Source organism: Acinetobacter sp. CE-15 (genome assembly GCF_051059255.1).
Lineage (GTDB): Bacteria > Pseudomonadota > Gammaproteobacteria > Pseudomonadales > Moraxellaceae > Acinetobacter > Acinetobacter guillouiae.
This window is the reverse complement of record NZ_CP192737.1, coordinates 415,873-439,171: the sequence shown is the minus strand read 5'-3', so window position 1 is coordinate 439,171 and position 23,299 is coordinate 415,873. Positions and strand designations below refer to the sequence as shown.

Genomic DNA, 23,299 nt, shown 5'->3' with positions numbered 1-23,299 from the left:
GCTTACTTCTTAACAGCAGCGTCTGCATCAGGCTTGAATGTTGCAATTGCTTTGTCAATATTACCGCCGTTACGTTGCACGTTCGCAGCAAATTGGTTACGGAATTGCAAACCTAGATCGATACCAGACACATTCAAATTACGTACTTTCCATTGGCTACCTGCATCAGACAATTGGAAAGATACAGGGATCTTTTCGCCATTGTTATTGAAGTCTAAAGTAACGACAGGAAACTTGCTGTTGGTTGCCTTATACGGACGCATTGAATACGATTGATTTGAATACTTTGCAAATGCGCTACCATAATTCTCAATCAACGTATTACGGAAATTTTGTTCAAATTGCGCACGTTGAGCAGGGGTACTGCTATTTGCATAAGTTCCCATCACAATACGTGTAAACGCTTGACCATCCACATAAGGATCAAGGTTTTGGCGAACAATCGCTTTCACAGTAGCAGGGTTTTGCAATTTACCTTGATCTGCTTTTAAGCGCGAAATCAGGCCATCAGCAACACGTTTAACAAATACTGGTGGTGCTTCTGCTGGAGCAGCTTGAGCTGCAGTCGCCACCATAGTTGCCAAAATAGTTGCAGTAAAAGTTTGTTTTAACAGCATGTTCATTTTCAATAACTCCTCTAATGCCTATTCAACAAATGAAGTTTGAGCATCAGTTGTTTCAGTGGATGCAGATGCATCTTTAGCTTCCGATGTGCCAGTTGATGATTTTCCTGCACCACCCGTAATAAATTTGGTAATCAAATCTTCTAGATCCATCGTACCCTGGGTGTTTTCAATGCTTTCACCACGTTTAATGTAGTTAATGCCGCCACCTGGTACGATTTTCAAATATTTTTCGCCTAAAAGACCATTGGTTGCGACCATTATGTAAGCATCTTCATCAATATTTGTGATGGATTTCATGTTACCTAACAGTTGCGTTTCCATTTCTTTTTGTTTCTCAGGTGTCGCAGCCTGATAATCAGCACTGTAGTGTAAATCACCTAGCGCATTTTCTTTTACTTTCTTCAACTGTTCTGCATTGAAGGTTGTCAATGAACCATCCAAATCGAATTTAACCGTTGCATGACGTGTCACAGGATCAAGTGTAATTGCATCAACTTGTCCAATTTTAACACCGCTCATGGTCACTTTTGCACGCGGTTTCAAACCATTCACATTGTCGAATGTTGCAGTCATTTCATAACTGTCTTTTAAGTTTGTACCGACCAAACCACTCACTTTCATGGCTAAAAAGAATAGAGCAAGACCAAAAATGATGACAAAAATACCGACGGTCAGCTCACTAGCACGTGATTTCATTAAACACCTCCGAACATGACCGCAGTCAACACGAAATCAAAACCTAAAACACATAACGATGAATACACAACAGTACGTGTCGTAGATGTTGCGATACCTTCAGATGTTGGTTCACAAGCATAACCTTGATACACCGCAATCCAAGTACAAATTAAAGCGAATACTAAACTTTTAATGATGGTCCCGTTAAACACATCTTTCATAAACTGAGTGCTACTCAGAATACCACTCCAGTACGAGCCTTCATCTGCGCCGAGAAAATCTACACCGACCATTTTGCCACCCATAATACCAATCGCAGCAAAGATCACAGACAGCATCGGCAAACTGACAATACCAGCCCATAAACGTGGAGAAATCACACGCTTTAACGGATCAACACCAATCATTTCCATACTGGATAATTGTTCAGTTGCCTTCATTAGGCCAATTTCAGCAGTCAAAGCAGAGCCAGCACGACCAGCAAAAAGCAAGGCAGCCACAACAGGCGCAAGTTCACGCAACAAGGTTAAAGCCACAGCTGCGCCCAACATGGCTTCACTACCAAAAGTGACCAAGATGTTATACATCTGCAAACCGAGTACTGCACCGATGAACAGCCCAGATACAGCAATGATCAATAAAGACAGTACGCCTACTCGATACATCTGATAAATGAAAAGTTTTACACCAAGTATTGTTGGCAAAGAGAATAAAATGCGCAACAACATGAGCATTGCAACACCAATGCCCTGAACACGTTCTAGAACGCGTCTACCCAATAAGGCAATAGCATTCATGAACTAACCTCATTACTTAAATAGGCTTGATGACTAAATTGATAATCAACAGGACCTTCAACCGAACCTGTTAAGAATTGCTGTACAAATGGAGAAGCGTGCTGTTGCAATTGCTCAGGTGTCCCCTCGCCTTGCACCTTACCTTCAGCCACAACATAAATATAGTCAGCAATTGATAATGTTTCATCAACATCATGTGAAACAATAATTGTTGTTAGATCTAAAGCGTCACGTAATGATCGAATTAATCGGGTCAAAACCCCCATCACGATCGGATCTTGCCCAGCAAAAGGTTCGTCATACATAATCAAATCTGGATCAAGCGCAATCGCACGAGCAAGCGCCACGCGTCGATTCATCCCGCCAGAAAGTTCTGCGGGCATCAACTTTTCAGCACCACGCAAACCAACCGACTCTAATTTTAGTGCCACCAACTCAGCAATTAAATTTTCTGGTAATTTTGTATGTGCGCGAATTGGAAAAGCAACATTTTCATAGACGGTCATGTCGGTAAATAACGCACCACTCTGAAATAACATCCCCATACGCGCACGTGCAGCAAAAAGCTCATTACGTGACATCGAAGCAATGTTTTTCCCATCAAGTCGTACTTCACCAGCATCTGGGCTAAGCTGACCACCGATGAGCCGTAACAAGGTTGTTTTACCTGTTCCAGATGGTCCCATGATTGCGGTAATCTGCCCACGACGAATCTGCAAACTCACATTATCGTAGATAACGCGTTCACCTCGGTTAAAACTTAAATTTTTGACTTCAATTAAAGCTTCAGCTTCGGAATGACTGTGTTTATTCATAGCTGAACTTTTTCCTGCATTTATCAGCCCACATACTATACTCTTAAATATCTATATGTTTTGTAATTAAAAGATAATAAAAAATCATAAAGAATATTCATCTTTATAAACAATGTTTGTTGGGCTATTTTTTAGTTTTTTACTTTTAAATTTTATTTAATGAGCAAATAGATTATCTAAAAAGCAGGCTATAAAAAAAGTACCCAACATTTGAGATCAATAAAAGTGAGAACATATATAACATAATTACCTCAAAGAAATCATCAACTTTATTAGATTCAATTTTTCATAAGTTAAGTCTAACTGTTTTATTAAATAAATTGAACTATGTCACACTTTATTCTACCAAATACTTTTCAACTTGCAATAAAAAACCAGCCTGAAGGCTGGTTTTTTATTAAAAATATCTAATTAATCGTTGAATTTGCGACGCGGACGGTCTGCATTGAATTCACGCTTTGGACGGTCTTCACCACCAAATTCACGCTTAGGACGATCTTCACCGCCAAACGCACGTTTAGGACGATCTGAATTAAATTCACGCTTTGGACGATCTTCACCACCGAATGAACGCTTAGGACGATCATCACCGAAAGAACGTTGTGGACGGTCACCGAAACCACCTTCACGACGTGGTGGACGATCACCAAAATCACGCTTAGGACGATCAGCAAAACTGCCTTCACGACGTGGTTTGTAATCTACGCTGTTGCCACGGTTGTCATCATTCGAGTTAAAACGAGGTTTATCGTTAAAACCACCTTCACGACGTGGACGATCAGAGTTGAAATCACGCTTAGGACGATCTTCACCACCGAATGAACGTTGTGGACGGTCACCGAAGCCACCTTCACGACGTGGTGGACGATCACCAAAATCACGCTTAGGACGATCTTCGCCACCGAATGAACGTTGTGGACGATCACCAAAACTACCTTCACGGCGTGGTGGACGATCACCAAAATCACGCTTAGGACGGTCATCACCATAAGATGGACGATCACCACGTGGTTTGTCATCGAAGCTACGACGTGGACGATCATCACCGCCTTCACGACGTTTGAAGTTTGATTCACCTTCAAAACGACGACCACCGCCGAAACCGCCACGACCGCCTTCACGACGACCGCCACCGTTACTACGACCACGACCGCCACCATCACGACTACCGCGAGCTGGAGGTGGAGATGGCTCTAAACCTTCGATTTCAGAAACACTTAAACGCGCTTCTAAATAATCTTCTAAAGCACGGATTTTACCGCGTTCACGGTAAGTTGCTAAAGTGATTGCTTTACCAGTACGACCCGCACGACCTGTACGACCAATACGATGCACATAATCTTCATTCTTCATTGGAAGACCGAAGTTAATTACGTGAGAGATTGTTGGTACGTCAAGACCACGAGCAGCTACGTCTGTAGCAACAAGAATTTTTGCACGACCTTCACGGATACTGCGTAAACGACGGTTACGTACAGTTTGTGGCATAGCACCATGAAGCGCAACAACTGAAAGACCAGCTTCTGCAAGCTCTTCAGCAAGCATATCTGTATCTTCTTGAGTTGAAGCAAATACAACTGCTTGATCTACGTCTTCTTCATTTAACCAATGCGTAAGCAATTTTTTCTTATGCTCAAAGCCATCAGTCCAATGTAAAGTTTGGGTAATATCAGTATTTGTAGAATGACCTGTTTCAATTGCAATACGTTCAGGTTCGTTCATCATGCGTTCAGCAAGATTAATGATACGTGGTGCAAATGTTGCAGAGAACATTAATGTTTGTTTACGATTTAAAGCTAAATCGCTGATAGCTTCTAGGTCTTCAGAGAAACCTAAGTCAAGCATACGGTCAGCTTCATCGACGATTAAAGCATCAACTAAATCAAGTTTAATTTGACGACGGTTTACAAGATCAAGTAAACGACCTGGAGTCGCAACAACAACTTGTGCACCTTTTAATTGTTGGATTTGCTTACCAAAAGGCATACCACCCATGATTGCTGCAACACGTACACCTTTCATATGGCGTACAAATGCAATCGCATCTTGACATACTTGTTGTGCAAGTTCACGAGTAGGTGAAATCACCAAGATATTTGGTTGAGTTACTGCTTTCATACGATCTTTAAATGGTACAAAAGTATCTTGACCAGCTAAAGCGTTTAACGTAGGGAGTAAGAATGCAGCAGTTTTACCAGAACCAGTTTGGCTTGATACTAGAAGGTCTTTTCCTTCTAAAGCCGCTGGAATAGATAGTTCTTGAACAGGAGTCGGCGTAGTAAAACCAAGACTCTCGAGTGCTTTCTGTAGCGACTCGTCTAATGAAAATTCAGCAAAAGTTTTGCTCATAGAGATATTCACCCTAATGTGGGTGCTCCATTAATATATGGTCTGATGGACATCGGCAAAAAGCGGCACAGCAATAATCGCTGAAAATATAGAATCAGCGGCGATCCGAGAACGACGATGCGTATAACGCACATTTGATAACAGCCGCAACCTGAAGGAATCGCTTAAGCGATTGGGTGGGGCGCGAAATATTGTCCTCTCTTTGGACCGGACGCGCATACACAATATAGAAGAGAAATGTTCAGGTAATGAACGAAATTTAGTGCGTGCGCAGAGTATAGCAGAATTTATAATAATGTCACGAAGTTTTATTGTTTTTTCCTGTATTGTGTTAAGTCATTCATTATATTCAGGAATTAAATAAAAAACTTGATCTACAGCTAAACTTTCATCCTCAAGAATATCTGCTACAGCTCCCCCTAAACACTCCACGGTAAACTCGCTTAGAATAATCGTATTGGTTTGCCAATGATATGTGCTCTTAACTTCCCCAATAAGTTGTATTATTTTTATATCAGTACTATTCGCTAGGTCTTGCAATCATCAATGTTTAAACGACGATATTTCGTATTAATAGTATCGCATTAAATCGCAACCCATAAAAAAGCCCTCATAAAGATGAAGGCTTTTTAAAACTCAATCTACACAAGTATAAATTACTTCGCAGCTTCACCCCAAGCAGGAACAACAGCTTGCATCAATGGTTTTAACATTTTCATAGAACACGCAATCACTTGACCATTTTCCATAGAATCTGAACCACCACGAGCATCAACGACTGTACCACCCGCTTCTTTCACCATAAGCTCGCCTGCTGCGATATCCCAAGGTTTTAAACCGAGTTCAAAATAACCATCTAAGCGACCAGCTGCAACATAAGCCAAGTCCAATGCAGCAGAACCCGCACGACGATATTGTGCGCCAGCTTCAGTTACATTTAATAATGATTCAAAATGGTTTTTCGCATAAGAAACAATCTCACCATTACGTTTAGCGCGGTAAGCATGACCCACACCCATAAAGGTATTTTCAAGACTGTCTTTAACATTCACACGAATACGACGTTGATTCAACATTGCGCCACGACCACGGCTTGCAGAGAATAGCTCATCTTTCACAGGGTCATAGATAACACCGTGTTGAGTTACACCTTTATGTTGAACTGCAATAGATACACAGAAATGTGGAAAAGCATTGATAAAGTTTAAAGTACCATCAAGAGGATCAATCACCCAACACCAATCGGCATCGTGACCTTTACCTTCTTGTAGTCCAAACTCTTCACCAAGGAAGCTGTGATTTTTATAACTTTTACGAAGCGTATCAATAGTCAACTGCTCGATATAACGATCTACACGAGTCACTGGACCATCAATACCTTTTTCTTCGACTTGTAGATCGAGTTTATGACGATTTTGATGCGCTTTTAAAAGCTCTTGACCAACTAACTGAGCCGCACGCGCAGCCATCACCACCATAGGTTCCATTGAACACCCACTACAAATTTGAAGATACTGATAAAGAATAATGCATAAAAGCGCCGACATTTTAGCAAATATCGGCGCTTTTTGGGAAATTTTGTTGCTAAAATTTTACAACTTTAACTTTTACATGAGCTTAAACGTGTTGTACCAGCTTTAACCAAGCCTGTTCAATCGAGTTTTGAATACCTTTTACATCTAAACCACAGTCTTGAAGCATTTCAGAATGGCTTGCTTGTGCGAGGAATTCATCAGGTAAACCTAGGTTTAAAATTGGCTTCACAATTTGCGCCTGTGCCAAGAACTCATTGACCGCACTACCCGCACCCGCCATCACCGCATGTTCTTCAACAGTTACAAATAAGTGAGTTTTGTCTGCCAAATCACGAATAATCTGTTCATCCAATGGTTTCACAAAACGCATATTGATCACACGAATTGCAATATCCAACTTTGGTGCCAGCTGTTTTGCTGATTCAAGCGCAGGTTGAACACGACTACCAAAGGCTAAAATTGTGATTCCTTCTTCGTGTTCAGTATTGAGTTCTAACAATACTTCAGCTTTACCAATTTCCAGCTCAATCAACTGTTGTTGAATTTCTACACCTAAACCGTTACCGCGTGGATAACGTACTGCAGTTGGGCCTTTGTATAGATATGCTGTATGCAACATTTGGCGACATTCGTTTTCGTCTTTTGGCGCCATGATCACCATATTGGGTACGGTACGCATATAAGCATAGTCATACGCACCAGCATGCGTAGGACCATCTTCGCCGACTAAACCTGCACGATCAATACCAAAGGTCACATCAAGATTTTGTAAAGCAACATCATGAATCAGTTGGTCATAACCGCGTTGCAGAAAGGTTGAATAAATTGCCACAACTGGCTTCAATCCTTCACATGCCATACCCGCAGCTAATGTCACTGCATGCTGTTCTGCAATTGCAACATCAAAGTAACGCTCTGGAAATTGTTTAGCAAACTGTACCATGCCTGAGCCTTCACACATGGCAGGCGTAATTGCGAGTAATCTGTCGTCTTGTGCAGCTTCATCACAAAGCCATTGCCCAAATACATCTGAATATTTTGGCGCTAGATTTTTAGTTGCTGAAGCATTAATTTTGCCAATCGCATGATATTTAATTTGATCCGCTTCAGCAGGTGCAAAACCCTTACCTTTCACGGTATAGACATGGATCAGACGTGGCCCTTTACGCTTTTTCAGCGCATTAAAGACTTGTACCAGTTGCTCCACATCATGTCCATCAAATGGGCCAAAATAATCAAAACCAATGGCTTTAAATAGATTATCCGCAGCATCAGTCGCAGATTGATGTAAACGAGAGTTGTAGTTCCATTCAGGGCAATCCTGTACAAAAGCTTGCCCTTCTTCATCAATATTGATGAATTGCCCTTGTTCCCAAATTGCAGCTAAATGCTTTGCAAAACCACCCGTGCTACATGAAATCGACATATCATTGTCATTGAGTACCACCATCAAATCAGCATTATGCGCCACTGCATCATTCATGGCTTCAAATGCCATTCCAGCAGTCATCGCACCATCACCAACGATAGCAACAACTTCACAAGGATCTTTTTGATAACGACGTGCCAAGGCCATACCCAAGCCAGCAGAAATTGCAGTCGATGAATGTCCTACACCAAAGGTATCAAATTCAGATTCATCACGCGCTGGAAAAGCCGCCAATCCATCTTTAGAACGGATGGTCATCAATTGCTCACGGCGTCCTGTAAGGACTTTATGTGGATAAGCCTGATGGCCCACATCCCAAACTAAACGATCCCGTGGTGTTTCAAAACAATAGTGTAAGGCAACTGTTAATTCTATAACGCCAAGGTTTGCACCAAAATGCCCGCCACTTTGTCCAGCAGCATACAAAATAAATTGACGCAATTCGTCTGCGACCTGCGGCAATTGGCTTTGCTCAAACTGACGTAATTGTTGAGGATGATTAATTTCATTCAACAAAGGCGTAACAGGACGATGACTAGGTATTTCGGTATACAACATATGTGGCAAAGCCTTCTAAAGCCTGGCAAATCTAGCTAGGTAAACGGGTTAGCATGATTGTGAGAACCAATGATATCACATTCAATCAGCCACATTTATAATGATGCGTCATTGGAACTTCCAAGTCAGCAAGTGTGCTCTTGGTGTCAATTATCATGAATAATCTATCTATATATCAACTATTATCGTGTGCTTTATACAAAAAAGAAATTTTTATAGCAATGTTATCTATAAAAACATGCTTTACAAACCTACCAATGTCCAAGCATTACGCTATACTTTAGCCAATTTCTAAACAAATAGATGGAAGATTCTGTGTCAATAGAGTTTGTTGCCACTTCAAAATTACCCACTGCTTATGGTGATTTTAAAATTTCTGTATTTCAAGATCCACAAACAGGTGAAGAGCATGTTGCTCTTTCTAAGGGTTTAGAAATCGCGCCTACAAACCCCGTTTTAGTTCGTATTCATTCAGAATGTTTAACTGGCGATGCCTTTGGTTCATTAAAATGTGACTGTGGCCCTCAATTGCACAACACCATGAAAATGATGAATGATGCAGGCCAAGGTGTGATTTTATATTTGCGCCAAGAAGGTCGTGGTATTGGCTTGACCAATAAAATCCGTGCTTATGCTTTGCAAGATCAAGGGCATGATACCGTTGATGCAAATTTATTGTTAAACCTACCAGCTGATGCACGTAAATATGATATGTGTAGCATCATGCTTGATCATTTACAGGTCAAACAAGTTAAACTCATTACCAACAATCCATTAAAATTAAAAGCTTTAACAGATTTAGGTATTGATGTATTAGACCGTGTACCGTTGACAGTGGGATTAAATAAGTTCAATGAAGATTATTTAAAAACCAAACATGATCGTATGTCACATATGTATGAGAAAGATGATTTTTAAATAATCACTAAGTTAAATAATAGGAGACTGAACTAATGAAATTAAGCTCAATTTTATTTGCAATCAGTCTCCTTTAACTCAGCGCATAGTGTCAGGCATCTGATTCAAAAGCCCAATCTGTAATCATTCAACAATTAAGACAGTTCCAACAACAAGACCATTTTTTATATGCTGGGATCAAAAATCCTCAATTAAAGCAAAAACTCAATCAAATTGACCCATATAGCCTAGATACAGATGATAGAGAACAAGTTGCTGTTAGCTATGAAAAATTTTTAGATATTATTGGCCTAGAAAGCTCAGATGGTATTTTAAATACTTGGGTATATGGTGAAGTCATTAATAAGTTAATTGAACAAAAGAAATCAGTAAAACCATAACCTCTCTATTAATTCACTAATTTTTATAAATAAAACATCAAGAAAGGTTTTGCTATCGCGGATGGCGACAGGGATGTCGCCGTTGGGCAAGGGTGACAGGAGTCCCCTTTGCCCAACAAAGGATTTTTGTTTCTTTTCATCCCTGAAAAGAAAGGAATCATCTACACTTCTTCATCTAAATTTTTAAATACAATATTTTGTAAAATATAATCAAATCGTCATCGAGAAAATTTGTGTTTCAGGCTTTCTACGCTTTAAATGTAAATCAAACGCCATACAAATATTTCGAACAAAAGGCTTCCCTTGCTCCGTGATCACAATCCGATCCGCTTCAATGTTCAATAAACCATCATGCTGCATTTCAACAAGCTGTTGAATCACATCACCACGTTCAACAAAATCCATCGCTTGATCTGACCAAGAGGTTTGAAAAGTACACATCAAATTCAAAATATGCTGACGAATCTTTAAATCTTCGACACTTAACACATGCCCTTTGACCACAGGAATCTCATCATTTTCAAGGCAAGTGTAATAGGCATCTAAATTTTTCTCATTCTGTGCAAAGCTATACCAACTATCACTGATTGAAGATAGGCCCAATCCGATCATGACTTGTGTTTTTGATGAGGTATAACCCATAAAATTACGATGCAAAGTACCTGCATGAAATGCTTGATACATCTCATCTCGATCTAAAGCAAAATGATCCATCCCAATCTCATGATAACCATGCGCTAAAAGTTGCTTTTTCCCTTCCTCATACAGCGTTCGCTTCATCCCATCTTTAGGTACATCATGATCTTTAAACCCACGCTGTCCGTTGCCCTTAATCCAAGGCACATGCGCATAACTATAAAAAGCCAAGCGATCTGGCATTAACGTATTCGTCAAATCAATGGTATGCAACACATCTGCTAAATTTTGAAATGGCAAACCAAAAACCAGATCATGTGAAATCGATGTATAACCAATCTCTCTTGCCCATTGCGTCACTCTTTCTACATGTTCAAAAGGTTGCACACGATGAATAGCCTTCTGAACAGTCTCATTATAGTCTTGCACCCCATAGCTGACACGGCGAAAGCCAAGCTCATACAAGGCTTGTAAATGATCTCGCGTGGTATTATTGGGATGCCCTTCAAAACTAAATTCATAACCATCTGCAATATTGGCTTTGGCTAAAATACCTTGAATTAATTGTTGTAAATGCTCAACTGAAAAAAATGTTGGTGTCCCGCCACCCAAATGGATTTCTTTAATGATGGGTCTGTCTGCTAACAACTGACAATATAAGTCCCATTCTTTTAAAACGGCTTGAATATAGGGTTGTTCAACATCATGCCGTTTGGTGACTTTTTTATGGCATCCGCAAAATGTACATAGACTTTCACAAAATGGTAAATGAATATAAAGACTGATGCCTTCAACGTGATTAGACTCATCAAAAGAGCACTTTAAGGTCTGTTTCCATTGTTGCAGCGAAAATGATGCCTCCTCCCAATATGGAACCGTTGGATAACTGGTATAACGGGGTCCAGCAACATTGTATTTTTGAATCAAAGAACAACTCATATTCACTGCTCGATACGCAATTAACATTCAAAATGCAATAAACCCAAAAATTGAATTTATCCTCAATACATTGTGCTGAGCTGAAGGATAGATTTCAACCTAGCGAATTGCTCGGGATTGCCTAGCATGTATCCGTGATACCCACAGATTTTTTAGGCTCATTCGATTCATTCACACCATGTTCAAAACATGTCTTTATAATGACTTGGTTTTGTTTTTTTAGCGTTTTATGTTTTGATGTAGAAAATTTTTCAATTCTCCTTCGAGGATGATCATGCAAAACCCGACTTCTGCAGATATTCAACGTGTTCGTGATTTCCTGACAGATTTACAAGCTCGAATCTGCTCTGCCCTAGAGCAACAAGAACAAATAGGCCACGGCACTGCAACATTTGAAATTGATGACTGGCAACGCCCTGAAGGAGGTGGTGGTCGTTCACGTGTTCTACAAAATGGTACTGTGATCGAAAAAGGCGGGGTGATGTTTTCTCACATCAACATTTCCAAACTGCCAGCTTCAGCAACAGAACGCCATCCGGCAATCGCTGGAGCCAAAGCACAAGCTTTGGGGGTTTCTTTGGTCATTCACCCAACAAATCCCAATGTTCCCACATCTCACGCCAATGTACGACTATTTGTTGCAGAACCCGAAGGGCAAGCACCAATTTGGTGGTTTGGTGGGGGTTTTGACCTCACACCTTTTTACCCCAATGATGAAGACGTTTTATCTTGGCACCAAACAGCATTCGACCTGTGCGCACCGTTTGGTGAAGAAATTTATGCTGAACATAAACAATGGTGTGATGATTACTTCTATTTAAAACATCGTGATGAACAACGTGGTATTGGTGGTTTGTTTTTTGATGATTTAAATCAATGGGATTTTGAAAAGTGCTTTGAATATATCCAAGCGGTCGCAAATGGTTATTTAAATGCTATTTTGCCTATTTTTCAAAGAAATCAGGATAAACCATTTACACAAGCCCAACGAGACTTCCAATTGTATCGTCGCGGTCGCTATGTTGAATATAATTTGGTTTATGATCGTGGCACCTTATTTGGCTTACAAACTGGTGGTCGAATTGAATCTATTCTGGTCAGTATGCCACCGCTTGCAGCATGGTCTTATCGCCCAGAATGGGATGAAAACAGCCCAGAAAAACGTCTCACTGCTCATTATTTAAAACCTAAAGATTGGTTGTCGATATTAAAATAATCTCTCGCCATTTAGCTTTCATCGTGACCAAGCTATCTTGCATTCAAGATAGCTTTTTAACGTATACCGATGAATCCTTCTGAGAGGATAGCGCTTGAAAGATTTACTCACAATTAAAATGAGAATAATTCACGATAAGGACACTTTTTTAATTTAATATATGCTCAAACCTGACTAAGATACCAACCTTAAAATTTCCTTAATTTTTTGATAAAGTCTTAGCGTTTAAAGATTATTATAGCGGTAGAAACCAGAGGTAGGTATGAGGAATTTATTAGAAAATCACAAGGTTACACTTTCATTCAGTATTTTATTTTTATTAGCATGTTCCATTTCAACCACCATTATCTCTAACAACCATCTCTCTGACAGCATCTCAATTACTTCTAGTGTTGTTTTATCTGCTGGCTTTCTTGTTGTTTTTGCTATGATTTTTCTTGACTTCTTAGAGTCAGTTTGCAATCCATAAGCATCTTTTTTAAAGCACAACATTTCCCAAAAAACCTTCCTCTTAAAAACCAGCTTTAGCGCGATTAAAAAAGCGCTCTAAATCATCAATTTATTCAAATTTTAGCATAAGCTAAACTGCATATAGTTTGGTTGTATCATCCATTTTCACGTATATTGTCGACATTCTCTAAAAATCAACACAATCAATACTTGGACATTTGGCATGAGTAAACTATTCGCAGTCATTGGAAATCCGATTGAACACTCTCGTTCACCTGAACTACACCATGCCTTTGCAGAAAAGACTGGTATTGATCTCAACTATGTAAAACGTCTTGCCCCACTCGATGGCTTTACTGCAAGTGTAACTGAATTCTTTGCTCACAATGGCGTAGGTATGAATGTTACTGTGCCATTTAAAGAACAAGCTTTTGCCTTATGCCAACAACTGACAGAACGTGCAAAAATCGCCAAGGCGGTCAATACGCTTTGGATGGAAAACGGTGTATTGCATGGTGACAATACAGATGGACAAGGTTTAGTCGATGCGATTAAAGCATTAGACTGGACTTTAGAAAACACAGATATTTTGATTATTGGAGCGGGTGGTGCAACTCGCGGCGTGGTTTACCCTCTGGTAAAAGCGGGGGCTAAAAAAATTGTGATTGCCAACCGTACCCGTTCACGTGCAGAACAATTGGTGGCCGATTTACAAAGCGCTGTTCCTGAAGCAAAACTTTCCGCTTGTAGCCTAGATGAATTAGATGGGCAATTTGATCTTGTTATCAATGCGACTTCGGCAAGCTTAACGGGTGATGCACTGATTCTTCCTGAAACCTTAACCTTTCACCATGCTTATGAAATGGCCTATGGCAAACCTTCAAGTTTTATCGATCAAGCCAAAGCGCGTCAGGTTCCAAGCTCAGAAGGCTTCGGTATGTTGGTTGGGCAAGCCATCGAAGCATTTTATATTTGGAATGGGGTTCGTCCAAATTTAAAAGATTTTCTTTAATCATGGATGTATCTTTGTTTAAAAAATCCATAAAAAAAGAACCTCAATTGAGGTTCTTTTTAACCAAACCAAGACCAATTACTTTAACTTGGCATCACTCAAGATCTGATAGGTTTGCTTAAATAAATCATAATCAATAAATTCAGTCGCGTCTTGATCCAAGCCAGCTACAACCTGATCGTTAAATTTATTGCGTTTAAATGCAGTATAAGACTTGGCTAAAATCTTCGCTGTTTTGATAAAATCAGCGCGTTGCCCTTTTTCAATCTCATTTTCTGCTTCAAACTTCTGCATATAATATTGCGCAAAAACGGCTTCAGTGGTTTTGTATTTCTTGACTAAATTCTGAATTTCTAAAACACTTTGTTTATCTTTCCAGACTTTAGCTACGATCTCATCAACAGAATTTCCAAGTCCATCATCATATTGGTGGTCGTCTTCCAAATGATGCTTTTTCTGTAAAGCTTGGATCTGTTTTAAAGCCTGACCTTTCGGATTGTAAATCTCTTCATCAGAATAAGAATAAGCATAAATCGCTGCAATTTCCTGTAAATCTTGAGCAGAATATTGTTTGATTAGCTCAGGTTTTTCTGCAGTCAGTTTGGCAATAAATACGGCTTTATAGGTTTTTTCATAAGAACCCGTTTGTGTATAAACTTGTTCAGCCAACTGCGCTAACCGCTCATCTAAAGTTAAGTATTTTTGTTCTGAACGACTGCCTGTATCACCTGAAACACCCGCAATACCGCCTACAGCTTGCTCCATAATGCTGCCTTTAAAGATATCTTTAAATGGTTTGGCTTGCTGTAAAACACTCTGGTCGATCTTGCTGGCATTTCCATAATTAAGGAATTGCATATCCATCTTAACATTCAGTTTACGATTTAATTTATCAAAATCCACACCCAAATCATAATCTGCTTTTACCGCCCGGCCTTTGTTATCTAAAGACAGATCAACGATTAAAGGATTACGTTTATTTTTAGGCGGCAAACTGGCTTCAACTTCAGTATGATGTTGATTCCACAATTGTTTAAATTGTTGAGCATCAACCAACTGGTCTTTCGCATAGCCTGTAAAGGTTTTGACAAGCGCTGCATTACTTTGCTGCTGTAAAGCTTTACTGGCTGAAGATGCATCATCCTTTGCTTCAGCACTTAAAACATCAATTTCATAATGATACTGACAATATTCCACATCACCAAAACGTGGATGAGCTTTTGCTTTTGTTAAGTCTTCACATTGTTGTTCAGTTAAAATTTTCTGACGCTCTGCTGATGCGTCTTCAGACTCAGCTTCAACATTGTCATCTTCCTGCTCAGCAGCATCGGAAGCTTGGCTAGTGGCATAGTCTTCATCATCTTCAACTGCTTTTTTAGCCGCGTCTTGTGCATCTGCATAAACAGCGTCCACCTCTTCTTCAGACGCTTCATGAGATTGACGATTGACTGCACTATAAAGTTGATACATGGCGCTAGCGGCATCAGCCACTCCCGCATCATCAGTATTGATCCCCGCTGAGGCTTCTTCTACTGCTTTCATTGCAGCTTGTGCCGCCTCGTTAGCAGCATCGCTTGATTGGCTTTCTCCAGCAGTATCTAAGAGTTTTGCAATATTTGTAGGGCTCAATCCAAGCACTGAATTCATGAAATATTGACGATTCACTGTAGAATACAATTGCCCTTGCAAAAACATTTCTTCAATGCTGGTATTTAAGCGAATTTTTTCAACCACACCCGCTTGCTTCTCAGCTGAACTCACCGCAAGACTTTCAATTTGATTCGGAGAAGCGATCAAATAAGAGGTTGCGCCTGATTGTTTAAGGAACTCAACCAAGGCTTTTCCATTTACTTTGGCAATATCATCTTTGTATTTAGAAAAATCATAATAGGCATATTTATCCTGATCTTGTGAATTGGCCAAATAAGGCATTAAAGAAAAAATATGGGTATAGAATTTATAATTATTCAGATCCAACACTGTAGGAACACGCATTTCCACAGAGAGGTTGGGTTTTTTATACTGTGTCTCTAAGTTAAATGATGCCATTTTCTGACGATAATTTACCGTTCCATCATAACGAATCTGCAAATCATTCACGATATTTTGTACAACATCTGCGCCCATACCAGCAAAGCGACTAAAATACTTTGAGTCCTGTTTAGCAATTGCTTGATAAAGGTCTTTTTTTTGCGCATCGGTTAACTTGATTTTTTGATCTTTCAGGTATTGATTGACCTTTTTTTCAATTGTAGGATCTAATTGCTTTGTATCAGCTGTGTTGGCTTTCTGAACGCTATCAAGTCGAACCTTGACTTGTCCACGGTAATCAAAATTTGGATATTCATATAAGGCATTAAAGCCTTGAATTGCACGTTGCGGAGCGTCTTGATCTGCATTTAAAGCATTGCTTTTAATCACATGTGTAGAACATGCTGATAAACTCAAACCCAATAGACACAATGTTAATTTTTTTAAATGCATGATAGATCTACCCACTTGAATATTATAATGACAATAAAAATAACAATGAAACAATAAAAAACAAAGTGTACAAGACTATCAAAAAATCAACAAATTCACATGTGCTTTTTCTACCAAATTCGCATTTCTGACAATTTTTTTAGAGAGTCTTATCAATGTAATTCCCATATGATTATGAATAATGAAGCTATAGATTGAAAATCCAAAACTATTTTTAAATTAGGATTAAACACATGCCAGCATATAAAGCGCCGCTCCGTGACATACGTTTTTTAATGAATGAAGTTTTTGACTATTCTGCACATTATAAAACACTATCAATTGGCGAAAATGCCGATGCTGATACTGTCGATATGATTTTAGAAGGTGCTGCAGATTTTTGTGAAAATGTACTTTCTCCACTGAATCAATCTGGTGACGAAGAAGGTTGTCATTTTAAAGATGGTGAAGTCACGACACCAAAAGGTTTTAAAGAAGCTTATAACCAATTTATTCAAGGTGGCTGGCAAGGCCTGTCTTATCCTGAAGAGTTTGGTGGTCAAGGTTTGCCGATGTCATTAAACCTGATCAAATCTGAAATGATGGGGACTGCAAACTGGTCATTCACCATGTACCCAGGTTTGAGCATGGGATGTATGAATACCATCCTGCAATTTGGTACAGACGAACAAAAAAATACCTATATGCCACACCTGACTGCGGGTACATGGTCAGGAACAATGTGTCTGACTGAACCACAATGTGGTACAGACTTAGGTCAAGTAAAAACTAAGGCTGAACCTAATGCTGATGGTACTTATGCAATTACAGGGACAAAAATCTTCATCTCTGCCGGTGAACATGATTTAACTGAAAACATTATCCATATCGTTCTTGCGCGTCTTCCAGATGCACCAGCAGGTACTAAAGGTATTTCATTGTTTATTGTACCTAAATTCATCCCTACAGCTGAAGGTACAGTGGGTGAACGTAATCCTGTAACTTGTGGTTCTATTGAACACAAAATGGGGATTCGTGCATCTGCAACTGCAGTATTGAACTTTGATGGCGCAACAGGTTATCTGATTGGTGAAGTGAATAAAGGCTTACATGCAATGTTCACCTTCATGAACACAGCACGTATTGGTACTGCTGTACAAGGCCTTGCTCACGCGGAATTATCATTCCAAGGTGCTTTACCATACGCAAAAGACCGCATGTCTATGCGTGCTCTATCTGGTAAAAAAGATCCAGATAAAGTGGCTGATGCAATCATTCACCATGCCGATGTACGTCGTATGCTTTTGACTCAAAAAGCATTTGCAGAAGGCGGTCGTGCCATGATTTATCATGCAGCTCAGCTTGCAGATAAAATGACTGATGCAATGTTACAAGGCGATCAAGCAAAATTTGAAGAATATGATGATAAGCTTGGTTTCTATACCCCGATTCTCAAAGGTTTCTTAACAGAAATGGGACTTGAATCTGCGAATTTGGGTATGCAAGTGTTTGGTGGTCATGGCTATATCAAAGAGCATGGCATGGAACAAATTGCACGTGATGCGCGTATCGCGACTTTGTACGAAGGTACAACAGGTATTCAAGCACTGGATTTAATTGGCCGTAAAGTGCTGCTTTCATCTAAAGGTAAAGTGGTTCGTGAATATACCGCTGAAATCTTGAAATTCTGTGGTCAACATGCACGTAACAAATATATGCGTCGTTTTGCCTGGGATTTAACCAAAATCTGTGCACAATGGAATGCTTTGACTGTTCGTATCATGCTTGCAGCTCGCAAAGACCGTGAAATCGTATCATCTGCTTCTGTCGATTTCTTGATGTTCTCTGGTTATGCAATGATGGCTTACTACTGGGCACAACAAGCAGCAGTCGCTTCTGAGAAATTAGCGTCTGGTAACGGCGCTGAAGTTCCTGAGTTCTATAAAGCAAAAATCAAACTTGCAGATTTCTACTTTGAACAATTATTACCACGTTCACAAGGTCATGCTGAGTCTATGGTGAATCCATCTCGTACCATGATGGCACTTGATGCAGAACACTTTAGTTTTGATTACTAAAATTTAACTTTTCGAGAAGAAAAACAAAAGAGCGCTACGGCGCTCTTTTGTTTTTAAGATATAACAGTGCAAGCTGCACTACAGTGATATTCATTCACTTGTAGCAGAAGCCTATCCTTGAAAGCCTGAACTTAAAGATATGTTTGATAAAAGGGGATCAGTTTTGCTAATGCTTGGGCAACAGGCTCAGATTTGTCATATAAATCATAATGTGACCACCCTTCTACAATCAGCAGTTGCTTGTTTTCAGAACGTGCTCGCCCATAGATTTCCAGACTGTCACGGTATGATCCAAAGCCACCGACTTTATCTCCTGCGATGATAAGCAATGGCTGTGTCAGTAATACTTCAGCTAGATGAAATGCATCCCATCCAATTGAAACAGCTGAATGAGAAAATAATGCTTTAGATTCACCGTTAGGATGTTGACCACGTTCTGTTTTGTAATACTCAGTTGCTTCGAGTACATCAATATCATTGATACCTGCGGCTTGTGCTTCTGACACCGTATTCGGTAATAAACCATCGACTCGTCGTACTTCGCCCCGCGCTTCAGCTGTGCGTTGTTTTGCAATAAGCTCTAACTTTTCCAATGGATTCCATTGACTAAACCCTTCACGTGATAGACGTCCAAAATTCACCGCATCTACCGTACCCACGGCCTTAATCCGTTTTTCGGTCATTGCTGCATTTAATGCATAACCACCACCACCGCAAATCCCTAACACACCAATTCTATTTTCATCGACATAATTAAGTGTGACCAAATAATCAGCCACTAAACGAAAATCCTCGACGCGTAAAGTTGGATTTTCAATAGAACGAGGTTCACCCCCACTTTCTCCTTGAAAACTGGCATCAAAGGCAATCACGACAAAGCCAGCTTTTGCTAATGCTTTAGCATAGACATTTCCTGATGTTTGCTCTTTACAACTCCCAATCGGATGAGCGCTGATAATGCTTGGATATTTTTCAGTTTGATTAAAATTTTCAGGGAAATATAGATTTGCAGCAATTTCCCAATACGGTGCTTTGATTTTTACATTTGTCATTTTGAATCCAATTAATTTTTGTTGCGATAGATACATCTTAACAAAGCAACATTCACAGAATTAGCTGCTATAATCTGATTGCTATCATTAGTGATACTTATAAATAATGAAAACAAATTTAAATGATCTCTGTACATTTACCGCAGTGATTCAAAATAAAAATTTTACCAAAACTGCAGCTCAGCTTGGTGTGACACAATCTGCTATCAGCCAAAGTATTTGTCATTTAGAAGAGCAAATTGGACTCAAACTGTTTAATCGCACAACACGTAGTCTGACAGTTACTGATGCAGGTCAACGATTATTTGAGCTGGTGGGTAAAAATATAGAAGATATTACACTTGGTTTAGAACTATTAAGCTCTATGCATGATAAACCTGTAGGAAAGGTAAAAATCTCAGCAGATGATTATGTCATCAAATATCATCTGTGGAAAAAACTCAAAAATATCGTATTCGATTATCCAGATATTCAAATTGAGCTGATTTCAGAAAATAGACGTATTGATATCGCCAAGGAAGGTTATGATGCAGGAGTACGACTGGGTAATTTAGTCGAGAAAGACATGGTCGCGATTCCGATTAGCGAGCCTATCAAAATGTGCTTGGTTGCATCACCTGACTATATCGCCAAACATACAATGCCTCTATCGATCCATGATTTAAAAAAACATGCTTGTCTTCATGTACGAATACTGACAGATCATTCGCTTTTGTCTTGGACCTTTACTGAAAATGGACAGAACATTGCATTTAAAGGTGAAGGGCAATTGATCTTTACCAGCATTGAGCAAATTCTAGAAGCAAGCTTATGTGGTTATGGTATTGCGTACATTCCTCAAGATCTGGCAGGTCCTCAGATCAATCAGGGGCATTTAATTGAAATCATGCCTGAATACTCAATTACCCACCCAGCATTTTATTTATTTTATACCAGTAGAAAACTGGTTTCCCCCGCGTTTTCAATAATCAAGGATGCTCTAAAGCAAACATTATAAGGTTTAAACAATCATTTAAATAAACCCGTTACGATGTTGAACGAACAGGCAGGATCATATCCTACCCTATCTCTCTATTGAGTTTTAGATGTGGGTTGAGTAATGGTTTTAAGCAACTTAAATCGATTTTTTTCGAGCACATAAAAACGTGTAGTCACTTTATCCACTGTATAGTTTTGATCCATATGCTCTTCTTGTGTGACTAAGAGACGGCTGTTTGGACGTGTTGCAATCACATCTTCAGTCCGTTCCTCACCACCAAAGCCATCCGCTAAAAGCTGACCCGTACGTTTATTGATAAAAGAATAGACTCTACATCCCCCACCACAACCCCACATGGTGGTGACATATTCACCGGCAAAATCTGGTTTTTGTGTTAATGCATCTCTCAGTCGAGTACGAAACATATTGGCGCTTGGGTCTGAAAGATCAAGTTTCGCAGTCTTGCCTGTATACACAGCTTTCACAGGATAGTCGCTAAATTGGGGTACAACGTTTTTTGCATATGCCAGTGAAATGCTTGCCACAGCAAATAACATACTGATTAGAAACTTATTCATTGTGATGACCTTAACTTTTAATAGATTATTGTTTTAAGTCAGATCATAACAAAAGCTAAATTGTTGTGCTGTAGATTTATAGAAACTCTTCCAGCACAGAATTTAAAAATACATGACCTTGCGCTGTACATGCCAACTGTGTGTCATCATTTAACATCAATTTACGCTGTTTTAATGAACCAATCACCTGATCTAAATCAGACAAATTCAATCCTGTACGTTCAGGATACATTTGCGCATGAACACCCTCATTTAAACGTAAAGCATTCATCATAAATTCAAAAGGCATGTCTTGTTTTTCAATACGTTTAAATTGCAAATGTTCAGCCGGCACTTTGGCTAAGTAGTCTTTAGGCAAACGGGTTTTTTGAAAACGGTATACGCCATCAGCTTGGGTGATTTTGCCATGTGCCCCTGCCCCAATCGCTAAATAATCGCCAAATTGCCAATAATTTAAATTATGTGATGACGGTTTTTCTTTCCGCCATGCAGACACTTCATAATTGATAAAGCCATTGGCCTTTAAATATTGCTCACCCTGTTCTTGGATGGTTTCCAGAACATCATCTACAGGCAAAATAGGCTGAGTGCGGAAAAAAACCGTATTCGGTTCAATGGTCAATTGATACCATGAAATATGGGTTGCCCCATTTTCAACTGCAAGTTTTAAGTCATACAAGGCTTGTTCTAAAGTCTGTTCTGGCAAACCATGCATCAAATCTACGTTGACGCGTTGAAAACCCGCTTGTTTGGCATGTTGAATGGCGGAAACAGCATCATCATTGGAATGGATACGCCCCAGCTTTGTTAAATGATCAGGATTAAAACTTTGCACCCCAAGCGATAAACGATTAATTCCAACATCTAAATAATCTGCAAATGGATCATGTTCAACCGTCCCTGGATTGGCTTCCAAAGTAATTTCACAATCCTGCTCAAACGGGACTAAAGCTTTTAGCTGGGTAAAAAGCCACTGATAACCTTGTGCAGAGATCAATGACGGGGTTCCACCACCAATAAACACACTATGAATTTTACGTCCCTGAGCAAAATCCACTTGGGTTTTAAAGTCTTCAACCAATGCCAGTAAATATTCTTGCTCTAAATCTAAAGACAGCTTCCCATCGGGTACAGCATGTGAGTTAAAGTCACAATACGGACACTTACGGACACACCACGGCATATGGATATAAAGCGACAAAGGTATATTTTGAGGTGTTAAATCAGTCAAAGAAAGCTCAGAACAAGTTTAGAGAGTGATTATTTTAACATGACTTCTACCATCCGATTAGAACAAGTCATCAATTTGCTTTAGACTGAACATTAACAATAAAAGTAGATGAAGAAGAATGCTGAAATTATCGAGTCAATTATTGTTCCTTTTACCACTTACGATGGGTATTGGGATTGCCATGACCTTTCAAACCGCGATTAACACTCAATTGCGTGAATATCTGCATTCTCCATTACAAGCTGCCCTTTTATCCTTTTTAGTTGGTACACTATTGCTCGCTATTTTGGTGATTGTACAAGCTGAACAAAGACCAACCCTTTCAAGTTTAGCAGTGATACCTTGGTATCTTTGGCTAGGTGGCTGCTTAGGTGTTTATGCAATCAGTATGAGCATTTATACTGCACCAAAACTGGGTTTTTTAACCCTGTCAGGCTTAATTATTTTTGGACAAATTGCAATGTCGATGATCGTTGACCAATTTGGACTACTGGGTACAGATAAAACGCCAGTAAACTGGCAACGTCTTTTAGGTGGCGTGGTGATTTTTATAGGTGTGCTTCTCACTCTACAACGCTAA

The 23,299-nt window shown here is 39.6% G+C and carries 20 protein-coding genes; 7 read left to right on the top strand and 13 right to left on the bottom strand.

Annotation, left to right across the window (positions count from 1 at the left end; genetic code table 11):
* Positions 1 to 2: 2 nt before the first annotated feature.
* From ACQ7EO_RS01975 to dxs, 7 genes are all read right to left on the bottom strand, one after another.
* On the bottom strand, positions 3 to 623 hold the full coding sequence (locus tag ACQ7EO_RS01975) for an MlaC/ttg2D family ABC transporter substrate-binding protein (RefSeq protein WP_004816842.1): 621 nt from the start codon (positions 621 to 623) through the stop codon (positions 3 to 5).
* Between the two features lie 21 nt (positions 624 to 644).
* On the bottom strand, positions 645 to 1,322 hold the full coding sequence (locus tag ACQ7EO_RS01970; RefSeq protein WP_004816841.1) for an outer membrane lipid asymmetry maintenance protein MlaD: 678 nt from the start codon (positions 1,320 to 1,322) through the stop codon (positions 645 to 647).
* A complete protein-coding gene (gene mlaE / locus ACQ7EO_RS01965; protein ID WP_004725633.1) occupies positions 1,322 to 2,101 on the bottom strand; it encodes a lipid asymmetry maintenance ABC transporter permease subunit MlaE in 780 nt (259 codons plus the stop codon). The genes ACQ7EO_RS01970 and mlaE overlap by 1 nt, the downstream gene beginning before the upstream one ends.
* Positions 2,098 to 2,916, bottom strand: coding sequence for an ABC transporter ATP-binding protein (locus ACQ7EO_RS01960; protein ID WP_004725631.1), 819 nt, complete (start codon positions 2,914 to 2,916; stop codon positions 2,098 to 2,100). Before ACQ7EO_RS01960 ends, mlaE begins: the two co-directional genes overlap by 4 nt.
* Positions 2,917 to 3,327: 411 nt before the next feature.
* On the bottom strand, positions 3,328 to 5,265 hold the full coding sequence (locus ACQ7EO_RS01955; RefSeq protein WP_434278777.1) for a DEAD/DEAH box helicase: 1,938 nt from the start codon (positions 5,263 to 5,265) through the stop codon (positions 3,328 to 3,330).
* Between the two features lie 656 nt (positions 5,266 to 5,921).
* The gene (locus ACQ7EO_RS01950; protein ID WP_004725624.1) at positions 5,922 to 6,752 is read right to left on the bottom strand and encodes an inositol monophosphatase family protein; all 831 of its coding nucleotides are present in this window, start codon (positions 6,750 to 6,752) and stop codon (positions 5,922 to 5,924) included.
* Positions 6,753 to 6,882: 130 nt separating this feature from the next.
* Positions 6,883 to 8,787 carry a 1-deoxy-D-xylulose-5-phosphate synthase gene (dxs, locus tag ACQ7EO_RS01945; protein WP_151801362.1) on the bottom strand — a complete coding sequence of 635 codons (1,905 nt, stop codon included), beginning with the start codon at positions 8,785 to 8,787 and terminating at the stop codon, positions 6,883 to 6,885.
* A 315-nt stretch (positions 8,788 to 9,102) separates the two neighbouring features.
* Between dxs and ribA the strand changes: the two genes are divergently transcribed.
* Together ribA and ACQ7EO_RS01935 are read left to right on the top strand one after the other, a co-directional pair.
* The gene (ribA, locus tag ACQ7EO_RS01940; protein ID WP_034616453.1) at positions 9,103 to 9,705 is read left to right on the top strand and encodes a GTP cyclohydrolase II; all 603 of its coding nucleotides are present in this window, start codon (positions 9,103 to 9,105) and stop codon (positions 9,703 to 9,705) included.
* A gap of 122 nt (positions 9,706 to 9,827) precedes the next feature.
* On the top strand, positions 9,828 to 10,085 hold the full coding sequence (locus ACQ7EO_RS01935; RefSeq protein ID WP_434279585.1) for a DUF4844 domain-containing protein: 258 nt from the start codon (positions 9,828 to 9,830) through the stop codon (positions 10,083 to 10,085).
* Positions 10,086 to 10,295: 210 nt separating this feature from the next.
* On the opposite strand, the gene hemN is transcribed toward ACQ7EO_RS01935, so the two are convergent.
* Positions 10,296 to 11,660 carry an oxygen-independent coproporphyrinogen III oxidase gene (hemN, locus tag ACQ7EO_RS01930; RefSeq protein ID WP_434278776.1) on the bottom strand — a complete coding sequence of 455 codons (1,365 nt, stop codon included), beginning with the start codon at positions 11,658 to 11,660 and terminating at the stop codon, positions 10,296 to 10,298.
* Positions 11,661 to 11,934: 274 nt separating this feature from the next.
* Between hemN and hemF the strand changes: the two genes are divergently transcribed.
* On the top strand, positions 11,935 to 12,876 hold the full coding sequence (gene hemF / locus ACQ7EO_RS01925; protein ID WP_004816827.1) for an oxygen-dependent coproporphyrinogen oxidase: 942 nt from the start codon (positions 11,935 to 11,937) through the stop codon (positions 12,874 to 12,876).
* Positions 12,877 to 13,158: 282 nt separating this feature from the next.
* Here hemF and ACQ7EO_RS01920 read toward each other — a convergent pair whose 3' ends face one another.
* Positions 13,159 to 13,368, bottom strand: a complete 210-nt coding sequence (locus tag ACQ7EO_RS01920) for a hypothetical protein (protein ID WP_035370575.1) — start codon at positions 13,366 to 13,368, stop codon at positions 13,159 to 13,161.
* Between the two features lie 181 nt (positions 13,369 to 13,549).
* On the opposite strand from ACQ7EO_RS01920, the gene aroE reads away from it, so the two are divergent.
* Positions 13,550 to 14,338: a shikimate dehydrogenase gene (gene aroE / locus ACQ7EO_RS01915; RefSeq protein ID WP_239044803.1), complete on the top strand. Its 789-nt coding sequence runs from the start codon at positions 13,550 to 13,552 to the stop codon at positions 14,336 to 14,338.
* 78 nt (positions 14,339 to 14,416) lie between these two features.
* On the opposite strand, the gene ACQ7EO_RS01910 is transcribed toward aroE, so the two are convergent.
* Entirely contained in the window at positions 14,417 to 16,822 is a 2,406-nt protein-coding gene (locus ACQ7EO_RS01910; RefSeq protein ID WP_434278775.1) for a hypothetical protein, read from the bottom strand.
* Positions 16,823 to 17,055: 233 nt separating this feature from the next.
* Between ACQ7EO_RS01910 and ACQ7EO_RS01905 the strand changes: the two genes are divergently transcribed.
* A complete protein-coding gene (locus ACQ7EO_RS01905; RefSeq protein ID WP_004725609.1) occupies positions 17,056 to 18,879 on the top strand; it encodes an acyl-CoA dehydrogenase C-terminal domain-containing protein in 1,824 nt (607 codons plus the stop codon).
* Between the two features lie 131 nt (positions 18,880 to 19,010).
* Here the strand turns inward: ACQ7EO_RS01905 and ACQ7EO_RS01900 are convergent, their stop codons facing one another.
* Positions 19,011 to 19,931 (bottom strand): alpha/beta hydrolase, encoded by a 921-nt coding sequence (locus tag ACQ7EO_RS01900; protein ID WP_244014210.1) that lies wholly within the window; start codon positions 19,929 to 19,931, stop codon positions 19,011 to 19,013.
* Between the two features lie 106 nt (positions 19,932 to 20,037).
* Between ACQ7EO_RS01900 and ACQ7EO_RS01895 the strand changes: the two genes are divergently transcribed.
* Positions 20,038 to 20,928 (top strand): LysR family transcriptional regulator, encoded by an 891-nt coding sequence (locus tag ACQ7EO_RS01895; protein WP_004816817.1) that lies wholly within the window; start codon positions 20,038 to 20,040, stop codon positions 20,926 to 20,928.
* Between the two features lie 74 nt (positions 20,929 to 21,002).
* On the opposite strand, the gene ACQ7EO_RS01890 is transcribed toward ACQ7EO_RS01895, so the two are convergent.
* Both ACQ7EO_RS01890 and hemW read right to left on the bottom strand, forming a co-directional pair.
* Positions 21,003 to 21,488, bottom strand: coding sequence for a hypothetical protein (locus ACQ7EO_RS01890; protein ID WP_244014212.1), 486 nt, complete (start codon positions 21,486 to 21,488; stop codon positions 21,003 to 21,005).
* Positions 21,489 to 21,564: 76 nt separating this feature from the next.
* A complete protein-coding gene (hemW, locus tag ACQ7EO_RS01885) occupies positions 21,565 to 22,719 on the bottom strand; it encodes a radical SAM family heme chaperone HemW (protein ID WP_034616421.1) in 1,155 nt (384 codons plus the stop codon).
* Positions 22,720 to 22,837: 118 nt separating this feature from the next.
* Here hemW and ACQ7EO_RS01880 point away from each other — a divergent pair, with 118 nt between their 5' ends.
* Entirely contained in the window at positions 22,838 to 23,299 is a 462-nt protein-coding gene (locus tag ACQ7EO_RS01880) for a DMT family transporter (RefSeq protein ID WP_004725603.1), read from the top strand.